This is a genomic window from Frondihabitans australicus (assembly GCF_003634555.1).
GTDB classification, from domain to species: Bacteria; Actinomycetota; Actinomycetes; order Actinomycetales; family Microbacteriaceae; genus Frondihabitans; species Frondihabitans australicus.
The window spans coordinates 103,608-118,744 of the sequence record NZ_RBKS01000001.1; the positions used below are offsets into that span (position 1 = coordinate 103,608).

15 protein-coding genes are annotated in these 15,137 nt (G+C 69.5%); 10 read left to right on the forward strand and 5 right to left on the reverse strand.

The window, feature by feature from the left end; genetic code table 11:
* Positions 1-27 precede the first annotated feature (27 nt).
* Complete coding sequence (locus C8E83_RS00465) at positions 28-321, forward strand: hypothetical protein (RefSeq protein ID WP_121367930.1); 294 nt, start codon at positions 28-30, stop codon at positions 319-321.
* On the opposite strand, the gene C8E83_RS00470 is transcribed toward C8E83_RS00465, so the two are convergent.
* Entirely contained in the window at positions 315-1,070 is a 756-nt protein-coding gene (locus C8E83_RS00470; protein ID WP_211331638.1) for a sulfite exporter TauE/SafE family protein, read from the reverse strand. The two genes, C8E83_RS00465 and C8E83_RS00470, sit on opposite strands and share 7 nt — an antisense overlap.
* Positions 1,071-1,187: 117 nt before the next feature.
* Here C8E83_RS00470 and C8E83_RS00475 point away from each other — a divergent pair, with 117 nt between their 5' ends.
* The 9 genes from C8E83_RS00475 to C8E83_RS00515 all read left to right on the forward strand — a co-directional run bounded on the left by C8E83_RS00475 (position 1,188) and on the right by C8E83_RS00515 (position 11,040).
* Entirely contained in the window at positions 1,188-1,424 is a 237-nt protein-coding gene (locus C8E83_RS00475; RefSeq protein ID WP_121367932.1) for a hypothetical protein, read from the forward strand.
* A 7-nt stretch (positions 1,425-1,431) separates the two neighbouring features.
* Entirely contained in the window at positions 1,432-2,589 is a 1,158-nt protein-coding gene (locus C8E83_RS00480; protein WP_121367933.1) for a winged helix DNA-binding domain-containing protein, read from the forward strand.
* Positions 2,590-2,723: 134 nt separating this feature from the next.
* Positions 2,724-3,851, forward strand: a complete 1,128-nt coding sequence (locus tag C8E83_RS00485) for an ABC transporter permease (protein WP_121367934.1) — start codon at positions 2,724-2,726, stop codon at positions 3,849-3,851.
* Positions 3,851-4,750, forward strand: coding sequence for an ABC transporter permease (locus C8E83_RS00490; protein WP_121367935.1), 900 nt, complete (start codon positions 3,851-3,853; stop codon positions 4,748-4,750). The genes C8E83_RS00485 and C8E83_RS00490 overlap by 1 nt, the downstream gene beginning before the upstream one ends.
* Positions 4,751-4,835: 85 nt before the next feature.
* Positions 4,836-6,458 (forward strand): ABC transporter substrate-binding protein, encoded by a 1,623-nt coding sequence (locus tag C8E83_RS00495; RefSeq protein ID WP_121367936.1) that lies wholly within the window; start codon positions 4,836-4,838, stop codon positions 6,456-6,458.
* Positions 6,459-6,545: 87 nt separating this feature from the next.
* A complete protein-coding gene (locus C8E83_RS00500; protein ID WP_121367937.1) occupies positions 6,546-7,409 on the forward strand; it encodes an ABC transporter ATP-binding protein in 864 nt (287 codons plus the stop codon).
* Entirely contained in the window at positions 7,406-8,227 is an 822-nt protein-coding gene (locus C8E83_RS00505) for an ABC transporter ATP-binding protein (RefSeq protein ID WP_121367938.1), read from the forward strand. The genes C8E83_RS00500 and C8E83_RS00505 overlap by 4 nt, the downstream gene beginning before the upstream one ends.
* 117 nt (positions 8,228-8,344) lie before the next feature.
* Entirely contained in the window at positions 8,345-9,679 is a 1,335-nt protein-coding gene (locus tag C8E83_RS00510) for an NtaA/DmoA family FMN-dependent monooxygenase (RefSeq protein ID WP_121367939.1), read from the forward strand.
* A 26-nt stretch (positions 9,680-9,705) separates the two neighbouring features.
* Positions 9,706-11,040 (forward strand): NtaA/DmoA family FMN-dependent monooxygenase, encoded by a 1,335-nt coding sequence (locus tag C8E83_RS00515; protein WP_121367940.1) that lies wholly within the window; start codon positions 9,706-9,708, stop codon positions 11,038-11,040.
* A gap of 76 nt (positions 11,041-11,116) precedes the next feature.
* Here the strand turns inward: C8E83_RS00515 and C8E83_RS00520 are convergent, their stop codons facing one another.
* The 4 genes from C8E83_RS00520 to C8E83_RS00535 all read right to left on the reverse strand — a co-directional run bounded on the left by C8E83_RS00520 (position 11,117) and on the right by C8E83_RS00535 (position 14,912).
* On the reverse strand, positions 11,117-11,350 hold the full coding sequence (locus C8E83_RS00520) for a hypothetical protein (RefSeq protein ID WP_121367941.1): 234 nt from the start codon (positions 11,348-11,350) through the stop codon (positions 11,117-11,119).
* A gap of 14 nt (positions 11,351-11,364) precedes the next feature.
* Positions 11,365-12,054 carry a hypothetical protein gene (locus C8E83_RS00525; protein WP_121367942.1) on the reverse strand — a complete coding sequence of 230 codons (690 nt, stop codon included), beginning with the start codon at positions 12,052-12,054 and terminating at the stop codon, positions 11,365-11,367.
* 92 nt (positions 12,055-12,146) lie between these two features.
* Positions 12,147-13,538 (reverse strand): L-serine ammonia-lyase, encoded by a 1,392-nt coding sequence (locus tag C8E83_RS00530; RefSeq protein WP_121367943.1) that lies wholly within the window; start codon positions 13,536-13,538, stop codon positions 12,147-12,149.
* 69 nt (positions 13,539-13,607) lie between these two features.
* Complete coding sequence (locus tag C8E83_RS00535) at positions 13,608-14,912, reverse strand: NtaA/DmoA family FMN-dependent monooxygenase (protein WP_121367944.1); 1,305 nt, start codon at positions 14,910-14,912, stop codon at positions 13,608-13,610.
* Between the last annotated feature and the right edge of the window lie 225 nt (positions 14,913-15,137).

The following is a 15,137-nucleotide window of genomic DNA, read 5'->3' on the forward strand; positions in this document are numbered from 1 at the left end:
CTGACGCCGGCACCCTAAAGTGGGCGCATGCTGATGCGGGTGTGGGCGTGGATCTCGGCGGGGCTCGGGCTGGCGATCATGGTGATGACGTACATCGACGGCGCGATCGTGGGCGTCTGGGCCGATGAGCATCAGACCGCGGCCGAGACTTATCCCGACGACGTCCTGCCCTTCTTCGTCGCGGGCATCGGCTTCGTCCTGCTCGTCGGCGGGCACGCCGTCGCACTCGCCGGTGGCCGCCGCGCGACCCCGGCGCCTGGCTACGAGCGTCACCCCGGCCGATCCGCGACGCGAGACCCGCGGGGCGCCGGTCGTCAGTAGGCGCGCCCGGCCAGGTACGCCGCGAGCACCACGCCGCAGACCGCGATCGCCGGCCGCAGCACCCGCGACGGCACTCGCCGCGCCACCGACGGACCGATCAACCCGCCGACGAGCGCGCCGACGCCGAGCGGCCACACGGCCCGCCAGACGACCGACCCGAGCAGCGTGAACAGCACGGCGGGCCCGATGTCGGCGGCCAGGAGGATCACGTTCTTGAGCGAGTTCGCCCGGAACAGGCGCGGCTCGGTGGTGAGGAGGAGCAGGGCGATCATGAGGATCCCCGATCCTGCGCCGAAGTAGCCGTTGTACGCGGCCACCCCCGCGCCCGCGACCCTGACCGCCGTCGGGCTGAGGCGGCTGTCGCGGCGGGCCTGCCACCGGGTGATCGCTGGCTGCAGCAGCAGGATCACCGACCCCGCCAGCACGAGGAAGGGCACGACGCGGTCGAACACCCCGCCCGGCGTCACCACGAGCAGCACGGCGCCGCCGAACGAGAACAGCACGATCGGGGGCATCCAGCGGCGGAGGGTGGGGGAGTGGCCGTCGAGGTCGGGCTTCGCGCGGAGCGCCGAGCCCGCGCCGGAGCCGAGGAGGGCGAGCGTCGAGGTGATGTTCGCGGTGAGCGGCGGGATTCCGACGGCGAGCAGGGCGGGGTAGGCGACGAGCGAGGTGATGCCGCCGGCCGTGCCGATGACGCCCGCGACGATGCCGGCGCCGAGGAGGAAGAGCTCGAAGGTCCAGCCGTGCACGCCCCCAGCCTTCCACATGCTCGGCGCGGGCTCGGCGCCCCTCTGACGGGAGGGCGCGCGAGGCGTGTGTGGCGGTTACCCTGGTCGCTCAGAGCAATCGCACTCGAGGGGGAATTCATGCTGGTAGACCTCGGCGGATGGTCGCACTTCGTCATCCTGGGAGTGGTGCTGGCGGTCTTCGTCGTCTCGCTCGTGATGGTCTGGCAGTCCGCCGGCCGGGGCACCGTCGAGCGGGTCGTGTGGACCGCGCTCATCGTCTTCATCCCTGTCGTCGGGATCCTCGCCTGGCAGGGCAACTTCTGGATCGGCCTCGCCATGAAGCGTCTGAACCGCCCGCGAGGCAACGCGAGCTGATGCCGTCGTGACCGGCGGGCACGTGGGCATCCGAGACGTCGCACGCCGACGACTGGTCGCGCAAGGCATCGCACGCGACCCGAGCGACGCGGACGACCCCGCGCCGACGCTCGCCGAGGTCGCGGCGTCGCAGCTCGCCACGCAGGCGCAGGACCTCCCCGGCGCGAAGTGGGCTCTCGGCCTCCGTGCCCGCGCCACCGAGGTCGAGGTCGACGCGGCGCTCGCCGACGGCACTGTCGTCCGCACCTGGCCCGCCCGCGGCACCCTCATGATCACGGCCCGCGCCGACGTCCGCTGGCTCACCGAGCTCCTCGCCCCGCGAGCGTTCGGAGCGGCCGCGAGCGTGTGGCGCCGCGACGGCCTGACGCCCGACGACTTCGTGCGGGCGTCCGACATCGCACGTGCCGAGCTCCGGGGCCGGTCGCTGGCGCGCGACGCCCTGCTCGAGGTCTGGCGCGCGAACGGCATCGAGACGACGAAGAACCGCGGCTCCCACCTGCTCCGCCAGCTCGCCGGCGAGGCGCTCATCGTCTTCGGCCCGCCGACGACGAACCCGAAGACCGGTGCCGCCGTCCAGACCTTCGCCCTGCTGGCCGACCACGCCCCCGAGGCCGAGCCGCGCGACCGCGACGACGCCCTGCGCGAGCTCGCCGTCCGCTACTTCACCGGCCACGGGCCGGCCACCGTCCGCGACCTCGCCTGGTGGAGCGGCCTCACCATCGCCGACTGCCGCCGTGCGGTCGATCTCGCGGGCGACGCGCTTGCCCGGTGCGACGTCACGGGCCAGGAACCAGGGCCGCAGGATCGGGAGGCCCTCCTCACGAGCGCCGCTCACCCGCCGAGCATCGCCGAGCCCGGCGACGTCCGGATCCTGCCACCCTTCGACGAGCTTCTCGTGGGCTACGCGGATCGCGCCGCGCACCTCGACGAGGGCGACTTCGCCAAGGTGGTGCCGGCGTCGAACGGGCTGTTCCGGCCGGTCGTCACCGTCGATGGTCGGGTGGTCGGCACGTGGCGCCGAACCCTCGTGAAGAACGACGCGGTCGATGTCGCGGTGGAGACGTTCCGGCCCCTCGATGCGGCGGTCGAGGCGGCGATCGACGCCCGTGTCGACGAGTACGCGCGCTTCGCGGCGAGGTCGCGTTATGAGGCGGCTTCCGGTTGACCGGTCGCGTTACCCACCGGGGTAACGGCCTCTGACCTGGGCTTTTCTATTGTGAACGGAAGGTTACAGGTCGCGCAATTGAAGAGTTACCTGCGCTGACGATTTCGGAAATACGCACAGGTCAGGCTTTCGGCATGACCCTGAGAGAGCCCGACACGATCGACGAGACCCGCGCCGAGGCCGAGCGTCTCGCCGCTCTCGACACGGCGATCACGCCGCGTCGACGCTCCATCTCGGCGAACCTCTGGTTCGTCCGCCCCATCGTGCTCACGATCATCAACCTGTTCGTGTTCGTGCTGATCGCGTTCTTCCTCGTGAAGCTGATCCCCGGCAACCCGCTCGTCTCGGCGTCGGGCGGCCGGCTCTCGGGCAAGGCGCTCGAGAAGGCGATGGCCACCTACGGCCTGAACGACCCGTGGTACGTGCAGCTCGGCACCTACCTGAAGCAGCTCGCTCACTTCGACCTCGGCACGTCGATCGCGTCGGGCCGCCCCGTGGCTCAGGACTTCGCCACCCGGATCCCGTCCACCCTCGAGTTCGTGCTCTTCGGCCTGCTGTTCGCCTGCCTGTTCTCGCTCGCGGTGTCGTACTTCATCGTCACTCACCGCCAGAACCGCGTCTCGAAGATCCTCGCCTCCTACGCCCGCTCGGCCGGCGCCCTGCCCGAGTACGTCATCGGCATCGCGTTCCTCTTCATCTTCTACGCCGAGCTGCACTGGGCTCCCGCCCCGTCGGGCCGTCTCGACCCGATCCTGATCCAGCCGAAGCAGGTCACCGGCTTCCCGATGCTCGACTCGATCATCGCGGGCAACACGGCCGACCTGCAGTCGTACGCGGCGCACCTCGTGCTGCCGGTCATCGTCATGGTGCTCGCCGACTCGCCGATCCTGATCAAGATGCTCATCCTCAGCCTCGACGACGCCATCGACGACCCCGCCACCAAGTTCCGTGTGGCCTCAGGAGCCAGCCGACGCACCGTCCTCCTGAGCGTCTACCGGCGTGCGGCCCCGAGCGCGGTGGCCACCCTCGGCATGCTCTTCGGAATCCTGATCGGCGGCGCGGTCGTGCTGGAGTCGCTGTTCAGCCTCGGCGGCCTCGGGCAGTACGCCGTCGACGCGGTGAACTCGTCGGACGTCTTCGCGCTCCGGTCGTTCCTGGTGGTCGTCGCCGCGATGTGTCTCGCCATCTACCTGATCACGGACATCGTCACGATGCTCCTCGACTCCAGGCGCCGCACCGGCGTCGCCGGGAAGGACGCCTGATGTCGCTCGACACCCCCGTCGCCGTCACCACCGACGAGCCGCTGCTCCAGGCGCCCACCGCCACGCGACCGAGGAAGGAGAGCCGGGCGGGCTTCTACTGGCGCCTCGTGCCGTTCGCCATCGTGATCCTGCTGGCCATCATCGGCCCGCTCCTCGCCAACCACCCGGCGACGAGCGTCGTCGGCGACCAGTCGGTCGCCCCGAGCGGCAAGTTCTGGTTCGGCACCGACGCCAACGGCCTCGACGTCTACTCGCGCGTCATGACGGCGTTCCGCCTCGACGTGATCATCGCCCTCAGCGTCACGGTGATCGCGACCGTCGGCGCCATGGCGATCGGCCTCGTCTCGGGCATGTACCAGTCGAACCGCTCGGCGCTCGGCCTCCTCGCCCGGCTGCTCGGCCGTGCCGTCGACCTGGTGCAGTCGATCCCGGTCATGATCGCCGGCCTCGTGCTCGTGTCGTTCTTCGGCCGCAACGCCGTGGTCATCACGCTCACGCTCGGAATCGTGCTCATCCCGTTCCAGGCGCGCCTCATGCGCACCGAGGTGCTGCGGACGCGCACCGACGGGTACGTCGACGCGGCGCGCATGTCGGGGGAGTCGGAGTTCCGCCTGCTCCTGCGCCATGTGCTGCCCAACTCGTTCCGGCCGACCCTCGAGAACACGTCGTCGATCTTCGCGATGGGCATCATCTTCTGCGCCGCCCTCGGGTTCCTCGGCGTCGGCATCCCGACGCCCGCCGCCGAGTGGGGCACCATGCTCGCGGCCGGCGCTCCGGACGCCGCGGTCGGCCGCTGGTGGTCGGTCGCCTTCCCCGCCGCCGCGCTCGCCTTCTCGGTCTGGGCCTCGTCGGTCGTCGTCGCCGCGTTCGTCGGCCGCGGTCGCCGCCGGAGCCGCTGACGCCGGCGCCGACGCCGACGCGCCAGTCCCACTGATCCTGCTCCACTCCCTCCTCCCTCCCCGCACCCACAGGAGTACTACCCACATGACAAAACGCACCAGGCTCCTCGCCATCGTGGCCGTCGCCGCGGCCGGCGCTCTCGGCCTCGCCGGCTGCAGCTCCGGCTCGAGCTCGTCGTCGTCGAGCAGCACCTTCGTCGAGGTCACCGCGGCCCAGCCGCAGAGCTTCTCGTACGAGACCAGCGCCACCGGCTACGAGGCGGCCGAGTTCTTCATGAACACCGGCGCCACCCTGATCCGCAACAAGTACGTGGCGGGCACCGGCGGCCAGTCGGCTCACGAGGACTACAACGACTTCACCGGCGTGCTCGCGAAGAGCTACGACGTCTCGTCGGACGGCCTCACCTACACGTTCCACCTCGACACGAAGGCGCGCAGCAACTACGGCGACAAGCTGACCGCCGACGACGTCATCTGGACCATGCAGCGCAAGTTCGCCGTCTCGACCTCGATCGTGCCCTTCATCAGCGCCCCGTTCATCACCTCGGCGACGCAGTTCAAGAAGGTCGACGACTCGACCGTCACCCTGACGGTGGCGAAGGCCAGCTACGGCTACACGGCGCTGTCGCTGCTCGCGAACGTCGGCTACAACATCTACGACGCCGACGTGCTCAAGAAGCACACCACCTCGTCGGACCCCTGGGCCGTCAAGTGGTCGGGCACCCACGCCAACTTCGGCTTCGGCGCGTACAAGCTCACCAGCTACACGCCCGGTGAGCAGATGGTCTACGACGCGAACCCGTACTACCCGCTCGGCGAGCCCAAGGTGAAGCGCATCGTGCAGCGCGAGGTGGCCGACGCCGGTCAGCGCTCGAACCTCGTCAAGTCGGGCGACGCGCAGATCGCCACGCAGCTCCGCCCGGCCGACCAGATCTCGCTGCAGAAGTCGAAGTCCGCGCAGATCTTCACCGTGCCGACCAACGCCTACGTCTACATGCCGCTGCTCACCTCGAAGGGCACCTTCAAGGACGTCAACGTGCGCAAGGCCCTGGCCTACGCGATCCCCTACGACAAGATCAACAGCAACGTCTACCACGGCCGCGCCACGTCGATCTCGACGATCCTGTCGGACAAGGACCCCGGCTTCGACGGCGACGGCCTCACCGCCAACTCGACCGACATCGCGAAGGCGAAGTCGATCCTGTCGGCCGCCGGCTACACCTCTCCGGTCAAGTTCACGCTGACGGTCAACAACTCGGTGCCCGACCTCATGGAGGCGGCCGTCCAGATCCAGACCGCCGTCAAGGCCGCAGGATTCGACGTCACCATCAACGCCGTGAACTCCGCCGCGTTCCAGACCGGTCTCGCCGACAAGTCCTTCGAGGCGTCGATCCAGCGCGACTACGCGGTCGTCCAGTCGCCGCCCTACGTGCTGTCGCTCTTCTACACGCCGAAGTCGGTCATCAACTGGCCCGACTTCACCAGCTCCGAGCTGATGAGCGACATCGCCGCGGGCAACGCAGCCGGTGACCCCACGGGTGCCGCCGCCGGCAAGGAGTGGAACGCCGCGCAGAAGGTGCTCCAGAGCCAGATGCCGACGATCTACATCAACTACGTCCAGCCGCTGAACGCCTTCGCCACCAACGTGAAGGGCTACGTGTTCCGGTCGGACAACGTCATCGACTACTCGCAGCTCAGCCTGAAGTAGTCCGCACCACCCCGGGCCGGCGGTGCTGATCCGCCGCCGGCCCGGCCCCTTCCACTTCTGTCACAGCCGTCTCAGCCGGAGGACCCCATGCCAGACACCACCGACACCGCCCCCGTCCTGCGGGTCCGCGACCTGTCCGTCACCTACGGCACCAACGTCGCCGTCAAGCACGCGAACCTCGAGGTGCGCCCCGGTGAGCGCGTGGCGATCGTGGGAGAGTCAGGATCCGGCAAGACCAGCCTCGGCAACGCCATCGCGGGCTTCCTCGACCTCGACGCCGGCCGCGTCGACGTCGACACCCTCGAGCTGCAGGGCACCGCGCTCGACCGCTCGGGGAGGGGCGCACCGCGCATCCCGCGACGCACTCCCGGCCTGTCGATGATCTTCCAGGACGCCATGTCGTCGCTCGACCCGGTCTGGACGATCGGCAGCCAGCTCACGGCCGTGCTCCGCGAGACCGAGAACGTGTCGCGGGCGCAGGCCAAGAAGGACGCCCTCGAGTGGCTGCGCCGGGTCGGAATCACCGACCCCGAGCGGGTCATGCACGCCAAGCCGGGCGAGCTGTCGGGCGGCATGCGCCAGCGCGTCATGATGGCCATCGCGCTGTCGTCGAAGCCGGCGCTCCTCATCGCCGACGAGCCGACGAGCGCCCTGGACGCCTCTCTCGCCGTCGGCGCGATGAAGCTGATGGTCGAACTCGCCGAGCGCGAGGGCACGGCCGTGCTGATGATCACCCACGACATCGAGCTGTGCCGCAAGTTCACCGACTTCGTGATCGTGATGTACCACGGCGAGATCGTCGAGCAGATCTCCTCCAGTGAATTGAGTAACGCCAAAGACCCGTACACGCGCGGGCTCCTCGAGTGCGTGCCGACGCTCGCCTCCGCCCGGCTCGACGAGCTGCCCACGCTCGAGTCCGTCCGCGCCCGCCTCGAAGGGACCGCAGCATGAGCGCCTCCACCCCCACCACCGCGACCGGCTCGACCGCCGTGGCCCGCGGCGTCCGCATCGAGGCGCACGAGGTCCGCAAGAGCTACGGCCGCAAGACCGCCGTCGAGGGCGTCTCGTTCGTCCTCGCGCCGGGTGAGCGCGTCGGCATCGTCGGCGAGTCGGGATCCGGCAAGTCGACGATGGCGAAGATCATCACCGGCCTCGAGAAGTCGTCCGCCGGCAGCATCACCGTCGACGGCCGCGAGCTGAACGACCTCATGTCGTCGCGTCAGGGTCAGCTCGAGTACCGCCGCCGAGTGCAGCTGGTGGCCCAGGACACCACCTCGACCTTCGACCCCCGGCACAGGATCCGAGAGTCCCTCCGAATCCCGGCACAGATCCTCGGCGGCCACGACGTCGCCGGGGCCGACGCCGCCATCGCCGAGATCACCGCCGAGCTCGGCATCGAGCCCGCCTGGGTCGACCGCTACCCCGGTGAGCTCTCCGGCGGCCAGCGTCAGCGCATGTCGATCGCCCGGGCCCTCATCGTCCGGCCCGACCTCGTCGTCTGCGACGAGGCGGTCTCCGCCCTCGACGTGTCGGTCCAGGGCGTCGTGCTCAACCTGTTGAAGCGCTATTCCGTCGAGCACGGCGCAGGCCTCATGTTCGTCTCGCACGGCCTGCCCGCCACGGCGTTCATCACACGGGAGCTCGTCGTTATGAACGCCGGCCGGGTCGTCGAGACGGGCCGCACTCTCGAGCTCCTGGAACGCCCCTCCCACCCCTACACGCAGAAGCTCGTCGGCGCCTACGAGGACGCCGACGAGACCGCCGCCTGAGTCCTCCCCACCACCGCACCCTCCCCACCGGCGCCCGCACGGCGACGTCGGCACGGCACCCCCATGCCTCGGCCGACACGCGCGCGGCGCACCAGCACCACCAGAGAAAGGCTCCACATGTTCCACCTCGGATGGTTCCTCGGCTCCGGATTCGGAATCCAGCCCTGGAGCGCCACGAACGGCGACGGCCCCTGGGCCGGCAGCAACGTCCACGACTGGATGAAGCCCGACATCTACATCGACCTCGCCAAGAACCTCGAGCGCGCAGGATTCGACTACATCCTCATCGAGGACACCGCGATGGTCGAGGACTCGTACCAGCAGTCGGCCGAGACGTCGCTGCGCCGCGGGTTCATGGCGCCCAAGAACGACCCGATGCCGCTCGTGCCGCTGATGACCCGCGCGACGAATCACATCGGCGTGATCCCCACCGTCTCGACCATCCAGTACCCGCCGTACCTCGCGGCCCGCCTGTACACGACGCTCGACCACCTGACCAAGGGGCGCGTCGGCATGAACGTCGTCACCAGTGTCACCGACCGCGTAGCGCAGAACTTCGGCTACGACCGCCACCTCGACCACGACGAGCGCTACACGATGGCGATGGAGTGGATCGACGTCGTCAAGCAGCTGCAGGGGTCGTGGGAGGAGGGCGCCGTCGTCGCCGATCCCGAGGCCGGAATCTACGCCGACCACACGAAGGTGCACCCCATCGACTTCGAGGGCGAGTACTTCAAGTCGCGCGGGCCGCTCAACACGATCCCCGGCCCGCAGCGCCTCGTGCCCGTCTGCTCGGCCGGCTCGTCGATGCCCGGTCGCCGCCTCGCGGCCCGGTACGACGACACGATGATCGCCCAGCTGCCCGACGGCCCCTCGGCGCGGAAGTACCGCGACGACATGCGCGCCCTCGTCGCCGAGGAGGGCCGCAACCCCGACGACGTGAAGTTCATGTTCATCGCGACGCCGACGATCGCCGCCACCGACGCGGAGGCCGTCGAGAAGGCGGCCGCGGCCAAGGAGTGGAAGAAGTCCGACAAGGCGGTCGAGTACAACCTCTGGAACATGTCGTACACCTCCGGCGGTCGCATCGACTTCGGCGGCATCGACCCCGACACCAAGGTCAAGGACATCGACCTGTCGAAGCAGAACGGCGAGCACACCTCGATCGCCAACCTCTTCGGCGGCCGGGAGGAGCAGACGCTCCGCGAGGTCGTGTCGACGTCGTTCCAGATCGGCGACATGGGCCTCGTCGGCTCGCCCGACACCGTGGCCGCCAAGATGGGCGACCTGATGGACGAGATCGGCGGCGACGGGTTCCTCTTCTACCTGCCGACCACCCGCTACAACATGGCGATGGTCGCCGACGGCCTCGCCCCCGCCCTGAAGCGCCGCGGCCTCACCCGCGAGAGCTACACCGGCGGCACCCTCCGCGACAACCTTCTGCAGTTCTGACCGCCCTCGATCACAGGAGTACCACCATGTTCCATCTCGCCTGGTTCCTCGGCGACGGCTACGGCATCCACCCGTGGAGCACCACCAACGGCGACGGCCCCTGGGTCGGCTCGAACGCCTTCGACTGGACCGACCCCGACATCTACATCGACATGGCGACGAGCCTCGAGCGCGCAGGATTCGACTACATCCTGATCGAGGACACCGCGATGGTCGAGGACAGCTACAACGGCTCGGCCGACACGTCGCTGCGCCGAGGCTTCATGGCCCCGAAGAGCGACCCCATGCCGCTCGTGCCGATCATGACGCAGGCCACGAAGCACATCGGCGTGATCCCGACGGTGTCGACGATCCAGTACCCGCCGTACCTCGCGGCTCGCCTCTACACGACGCTCGACCACCTCACCGGAGGCCGCGTCGGCATGAACGTCGTCACGAGCGTCACCGACCGCGTCGCGCAGAACTACGGCTACGACAAGCACCTCGACCACGACGAGCGCTACGCCATGGCGATGGAGTGGACCGACGTCGTGCTCCAGCTGCAGGACTCGTGGAAGGACGGCGCCGTCATCGCCGACCCCGAGTCGGGCGTCTACGCCGACCACACGAAGGTGCAGCCGATCGACTTCGAGGGCAAGTACTTCAAGTCGCGCGGCCCGCTCAACACGATCCCCGGCCCCCAGCGCCAGCCTCCGATCTGCTCCGCAGGCTCGTCGGAGCCCGGCCGCGACCTGGCCGCGAGGTACGACGACACCATGATCTCGATGGTGCGCACAGGAGCCGAGGGACGCGCCTACCGAGACGACATGCGGGCTCGGGTCGCCGCCTACGGGCGCAACCCCGACGACGTGAAGTTCATGTTCCTCGCCACGCCCACCATCGCCGCCACCGATGACGAGGCCTGGGCGATGGTCGAGGCCGCCCGCGCCTACCGGGCCAGCGACAAGGGCATCGAGTACAACCTCTGGAACATGTCGTACACCTCGGGCGGCCGGATCGACTTCGGCGGCATCGACCCCGACACGCTGATCCGCGACATCGACCTGACGAAGCAGAACGGCGAGAACACGTCGATCAAGAACCTGTTCGAAGGGCACGAGGACAAGACGCTGCGCGAGGTCGTCGCGACGTCGCACCAGGTCTCGGACATGGGCCTGTGGGGCTCGCCCGACACGGTCGCCGGCAAGATGGAGGACCTCATGGCCGAGATCGGCGGCGACGGCTTCCTGATCTACATGCCGACGACGCGCATGAACTTCGCGCTCGTGGCCGACGGCCTGGCCCCGGCGCTGCGTCGTCGCGGGCTGATCCGCGAGGAGTACACCGGCGGCACGCTGCGCGACAACCTGCGGGCGTTCTAGCCGCCGTCGCCCCCCGACCCCCTGGGCAACAGGGGTGCGCCCCGACCCGTTCCCCCGCGGGCCGGGGCGCTGTCGTTCAGGTGGCGTCGGAGCGTCGCCGGAGGTGGCGCGAGATGCGGCCCAGCGCCTGGTTGATGAAGAAGCCGACCGCGCCCACCAGTGGCAGGAGGAGGACGATCGCCGACCAGATGACCTTGATCAGGGTGGGGCGCTCGCGACCTGCCCACACCACGATCAGGGCCGTGAGCTCGAGCACGGCGATGACCACGGCCGTGACAATCCGCTCGCTGCCGTAAGCGCTCTCGAACATGGTCGTCTCCGTTCTCAGCCGTACAGGCTGACGCTCGTGCCGCTGACGCGGATGCCGAAGGCGCCCGAGACGCCGCTGCCGATGTGGACCACGTCGGCCTTGTACGTCAGCTCCGCCCAGGCCGGGCCCGCGGAACTCTGAGTCGCGCGCTTCACCGAGGCGGACACGGAACAGCCACCGATGGTGTTGGCGCATCGGGCACTGCGCACGTCTCGGACTTTCGCCTTGCCTGATGAGCTCGTTTGGTAGTCGACGACGAACGACGCGTTGCTGAAGATGTCGCTGATGCTGATCTTGCAGTTCGTGTTCCAGCCGCCCGAACCCAAGCAGCCCGACTTCGAACTCTCGATTGAGGGCGCACCATCGTCCGCGCCCTCCGTGGACATCGTTCGCCGCGAGCCGTCTGCGAAGACGTCGACGACACTGGCGCCGTCATCGGCCGACGAGGACGAGACGGGGACAGCGTCAGGTCGCGCGGAATCAGGGATGGATCCGGCCTCGATCTTCGCGACGAGTGCGACCTGCGTCTGGGCGGGAACACCGAGCGCATCCATTCTCGCGTGGAGACCGGCTACCTGCTGCTGCGTGATCGCGACGGGTTCAGCGCTCGCCGGAGTCGCCCCGATGAGGCTGCAGGCGCCGACGGCGAGCAGGGACGCCGCTGCGACGAGCGATCGACAGGCGGGCTGGGAACGGGGCGGCATGGAAGGCTCCTTTGGCTTGCGCGACGCGAGGCCGAGCGGCCTCGTAAGGAGAATGTCAAATCAGAGCCTGGTATGTCAATAATGATCCAGCGTCAGCACTCGATCACGTTGACGGCGAGCCCGGCCTCCGAGGTCTCCTTGTACGACGACGCCATGTCGCGCCCGGTCTGCCGCATCGTCTCGACCACGGTGTCGAGGCTGACGAAGTGCGAGCCGTCGCCGAGCAGCGCCAGCCGCGTGGCGGCGACCGCCGTGCCGGCCGCGATCGCGTTCCGCTCGATGCACGGCACCTGGACGAAGCCGCCGACCGGGTCGCAGGTGAGTCCGAGGTGGTGCTCCATCGCGATCTCGGCCGCGTTCTCGACCTGGCGAGGGGTTCCGCCCAGGATCGCGGTGAGTCCCGCCGCGGCCATCGACGATGCCGAGCCGACCTCGCCCTGGCACCCCGCCTCGGCTCCTGAGATCGACGCGTTGCGCTTGTAGAGCGAGCCGACGACGGCGCTCGTGAGCAGGTAGTCGCGGACGACCCTCGCACGCGGCACCCCGGCGAACTCGATCGCGTAGCGGCCGACGGCGGGGATGATGCCGGCCGCGCCGTTCGTCGGGGCCGTGACGACGCGACCGCCGCCCGCGTTCTCCTCGTTCACCGCGAGGGCGAACGCCTGGAGCCACTGGGCCGGGGCATCGGGCAGCGCGGGTTCGGCCCGCAGAGCTGCCGCGACCGAGGCGGCGCGGCGCGGCACCTTCATCCAGCCGGGCAGCACGCCGGTGGCTGACAGCCCGGCGTCGATGCACCCCTCCATCGCGCGCCAGCGCTGCTCGAGCCCGGCGGCGACGGCGTCCGACCCGTGCAGCGCGCACTCGTTCGCCCAGGCGATCTCGGCGATCGACTCGCCGCGCGCCGCGCAGAGCGCGAGCAGCTCGGCGGCGGTCGCGAAGCCGAGCGGCGCCTCCTGGGCGGGCAGCGCTCGGTCGTCGTCGCCCTCGCGCACCACGAAGCCGCCGCCGACCGAGAAGTACGTCTCGCGGGCGAGCACCCGGCCCGACTCGTCGACGGCCGACAGCTGCAGCGCGTTCGGGTGCTGCGGAAGGCGCGTCAGCGGGGCGAGGGTGAGGTCGTCGTCGCCCCAGGCGAGAGGGTGCGCGCCGAGGAGGCTCACCGATCCTGCACCCTGGGCTCTGGCGAGAGCACCGCGGACCTCGTCGGGGTCGCACGTCTCGGGCGCGAGGCCCTGCAGCCCCGCGATCACGGCGTCGGGCGTGCCGTGCCCGAGGCCGGTCGCCGCGAGCGATCCGAACAGCGTGACCGTCACTCGACCCACTGCCTCCAGGCCGCAGGATCGGCCCACGCCCTCGGCGAAGAGCCTCGCCGCGCGCATCGGCCCGACCGTGTGAGACGACGACGGCCCCACCCCCACCGAGAACAGGTCGAGGGCGGAGACGTAGTCGGTGGTGCGGGTGGCGACGCTGCCGGTGGTGCTCATGCTCTCGACGGTACGCCTGTCCGGCCGGGGCACAGCACACACCCGGCCGGACAGGATTCTTGTGCGCCCCTAGAAGGCCAGGAGGTTCTCGCGGAAGGTGTCGTGCTCGTAGCCGTCGCGGATGAGCCCGCGGCGACGGAGCACCGGCGCGAGGCCGTCGCACACCTCGGTGAGGTTCTTGCGGGTGACGGGCAGGCCGATGAGGAACCCGTCGCCGCCGGCCTCCTGCACGGCCTCGTCCATCTGCGCCGCGACGGTCTCGGGCGACCCGACGAGGCGCACCGAACCGGTCGTGTCGCGCTGTGCGGGAAGGGCCTCGCGCAGGGTCTTGCCGTCGGCCTTGGCGAGGAAGGCCTCGATCACCGACTGGTGGCCGTTGCTCTTGCCCTTCAGCTCCTGCGGCAGCGGCTCGTCGAGGTCGAACTTCGCGAAGTCGAAGCCGGAGGTGTACGAGAGGTTCGCCAGCTGGGCGTCGATCGAGTCCTTGGTGGCGGCCAGCATGCGCTCGTTCTTCTCCTCGGCCTCGCGGTCGGTGTCGCCGAGCACCGGCTGCACGAGGAAGAGCACCTTGAGGTCGTCGGGGTTGCGGCCGAAGCCCGCGGCCCGGCGGCGGATGTCGTCGCGGTACTCCTTCATGGCGGCGACGCCGGGCGCCGACGCGATGAGCGTGTCGGCGTTCTTCGCGCCGAGGTCGCGGCCCTTCGGCGACCCGCCGGCCTGGCAGAGCACTGGGTGGTGCTGCGGCGACGGCACCGTGTTGAGCGGTCCGCGCGTCCTGTAGAACTGTCCCTCGAAGTCGACGTGGCGTACCTTCTCGTGGTCGGCGAAGACGCCGGTGGCCTCGTCGAGCACGAGCGCGTCGGCGTCCCACGACGACCAGAGCGCCTTGACCGCCTGCACCCACTCGTCCGCCATCTCGTAGCGGAGGTCGTGCTCGAAGTGCTGCTCGTAGCCGTAGTTCTGGGCGGCGGCGTGAGGCGACGCGGTCACGAGGTTCATGCCGACGCGGCCGTGCGAGAGGTGGTCGAGGGTGTTCATGAGTCGCGCCGCGAGGAACGGCGGGTAGAACGGCGTGGCGGCGGTGGCGATGATGCCGAGGTGCTTCGTGGCCGCGGCCAGCAGGGGCACGAGGGGCATCGGATCCTGCCGGATGATGGCCGTGCGCAGCGAGTACTCGAACGACGAGCCGAAGACGTCAGGAAGCACCGAGGAGTCCTCGAGCATCATGTAGTCGAACCCGGCGCGCTCGAGGCTCGTCGCGGCGTCGATGAACAGCTGCGGGTTGGCGACGTCGCGACCGACGTTGCCCGACCACTGCTCATTCCAGCCGTAGGCGCCGAAACCGTAGCCGAGGAACCAGCCCAAGTGGAACATGCATCATCCAATCTCTGTGATGCCTCCACTGTGGAGGGCGCTCGTTACAGCCGGAGCGCGGTCAGGTAACCGCTGATTGCGCGACCGAAGCCGCTGTTCGCGCGCCCGATGTTGCAGGCTTGTAAAAGGATTCCGCGACCCCTCAGAATCCGCTGGGAGCGCTGTTACCATCGGCTCACCACTCGAAGCCGCCTGGTCTGAGGGGGGCAGGCGCGGAAGGATCCG

Excerpts from the sequence above, each read along its gene's own strand:
- C8E83_RS00505 (WP_121367938.1), top strand. The coding sequence starts at position 7,406 with ATGAGCGCCTCCACCCCCACCACCGCGACCGGCTCGACCGCCGTGGCC.
- C8E83_RS00515 (WP_121367940.1), top strand. The coding sequence starts at position 9,706 with ATGTTCCATCTCGCCTGGTTCCTCGGCGACGGCTACGGCATCCACCCG.
- C8E83_RS00465 (WP_121367930.1), top strand. The coding sequence starts at position 28 with ATGCTGATGCGGGTGTGGGCGTGGATCTCGGCGGGGCTCGGGCTGGCG.
- C8E83_RS00535 (WP_121367944.1), bottom strand. The coding sequence starts at position 14,912 with ATGTTCCACTTGGGCTGGTTCCTCGGCTACGGTTTCGGCGCCTACGGC.
- C8E83_RS00510 (WP_121367939.1), top strand. The coding sequence starts at position 8,345 with ATGTTCCACCTCGGATGGTTCCTCGGCTCCGGATTCGGAATCCAGCCC.
- C8E83_RS00495 (WP_121367936.1), top strand. The coding sequence starts at position 4,836 with ATGACAAAACGCACCAGGCTCCTCGCCATCGTGGCCGTCGCCGCGGCC.
- C8E83_RS00490 (WP_121367935.1), top strand. The coding sequence starts at position 3,851 with ATGTCGCTCGACACCCCCGTCGCCGTCACCACCGACGAGCCGCTGCTC.
- C8E83_RS00530 (WP_121367943.1), bottom strand. The coding sequence starts at position 13,538 with ATGAGCACCACCGGCAGCGTCGCCACCCGCACCACCGACTACGTCTCC.
- C8E83_RS00525 (WP_121367942.1), bottom strand. The coding sequence starts at position 12,054 with ATGCCGCCCCGTTCCCAGCCCGCCTGTCGATCGCTCGTCGCAGCGGCG.
- C8E83_RS00485 (WP_121367934.1), top strand. The coding sequence starts at position 2,724 with ATGACCCTGAGAGAGCCCGACACGATCGACGAGACCCGCGCCGAGGCC.
- C8E83_RS00500 (WP_121367937.1), top strand. The coding sequence starts at position 6,546 with ATGCCAGACACCACCGACACCGCCCCCGTCCTGCGGGTCCGCGACCTG.
- C8E83_RS00520 (WP_121367941.1), bottom strand. The coding sequence starts at position 11,350 with ATGTTCGAGAGCGCTTACGGCAGCGAGCGGATTGTCACGGCCGTGGTC.
- C8E83_RS00475 (WP_121367932.1), top strand. The coding sequence starts at position 1,188 with ATGCTGGTAGACCTCGGCGGATGGTCGCACTTCGTCATCCTGGGAGTG.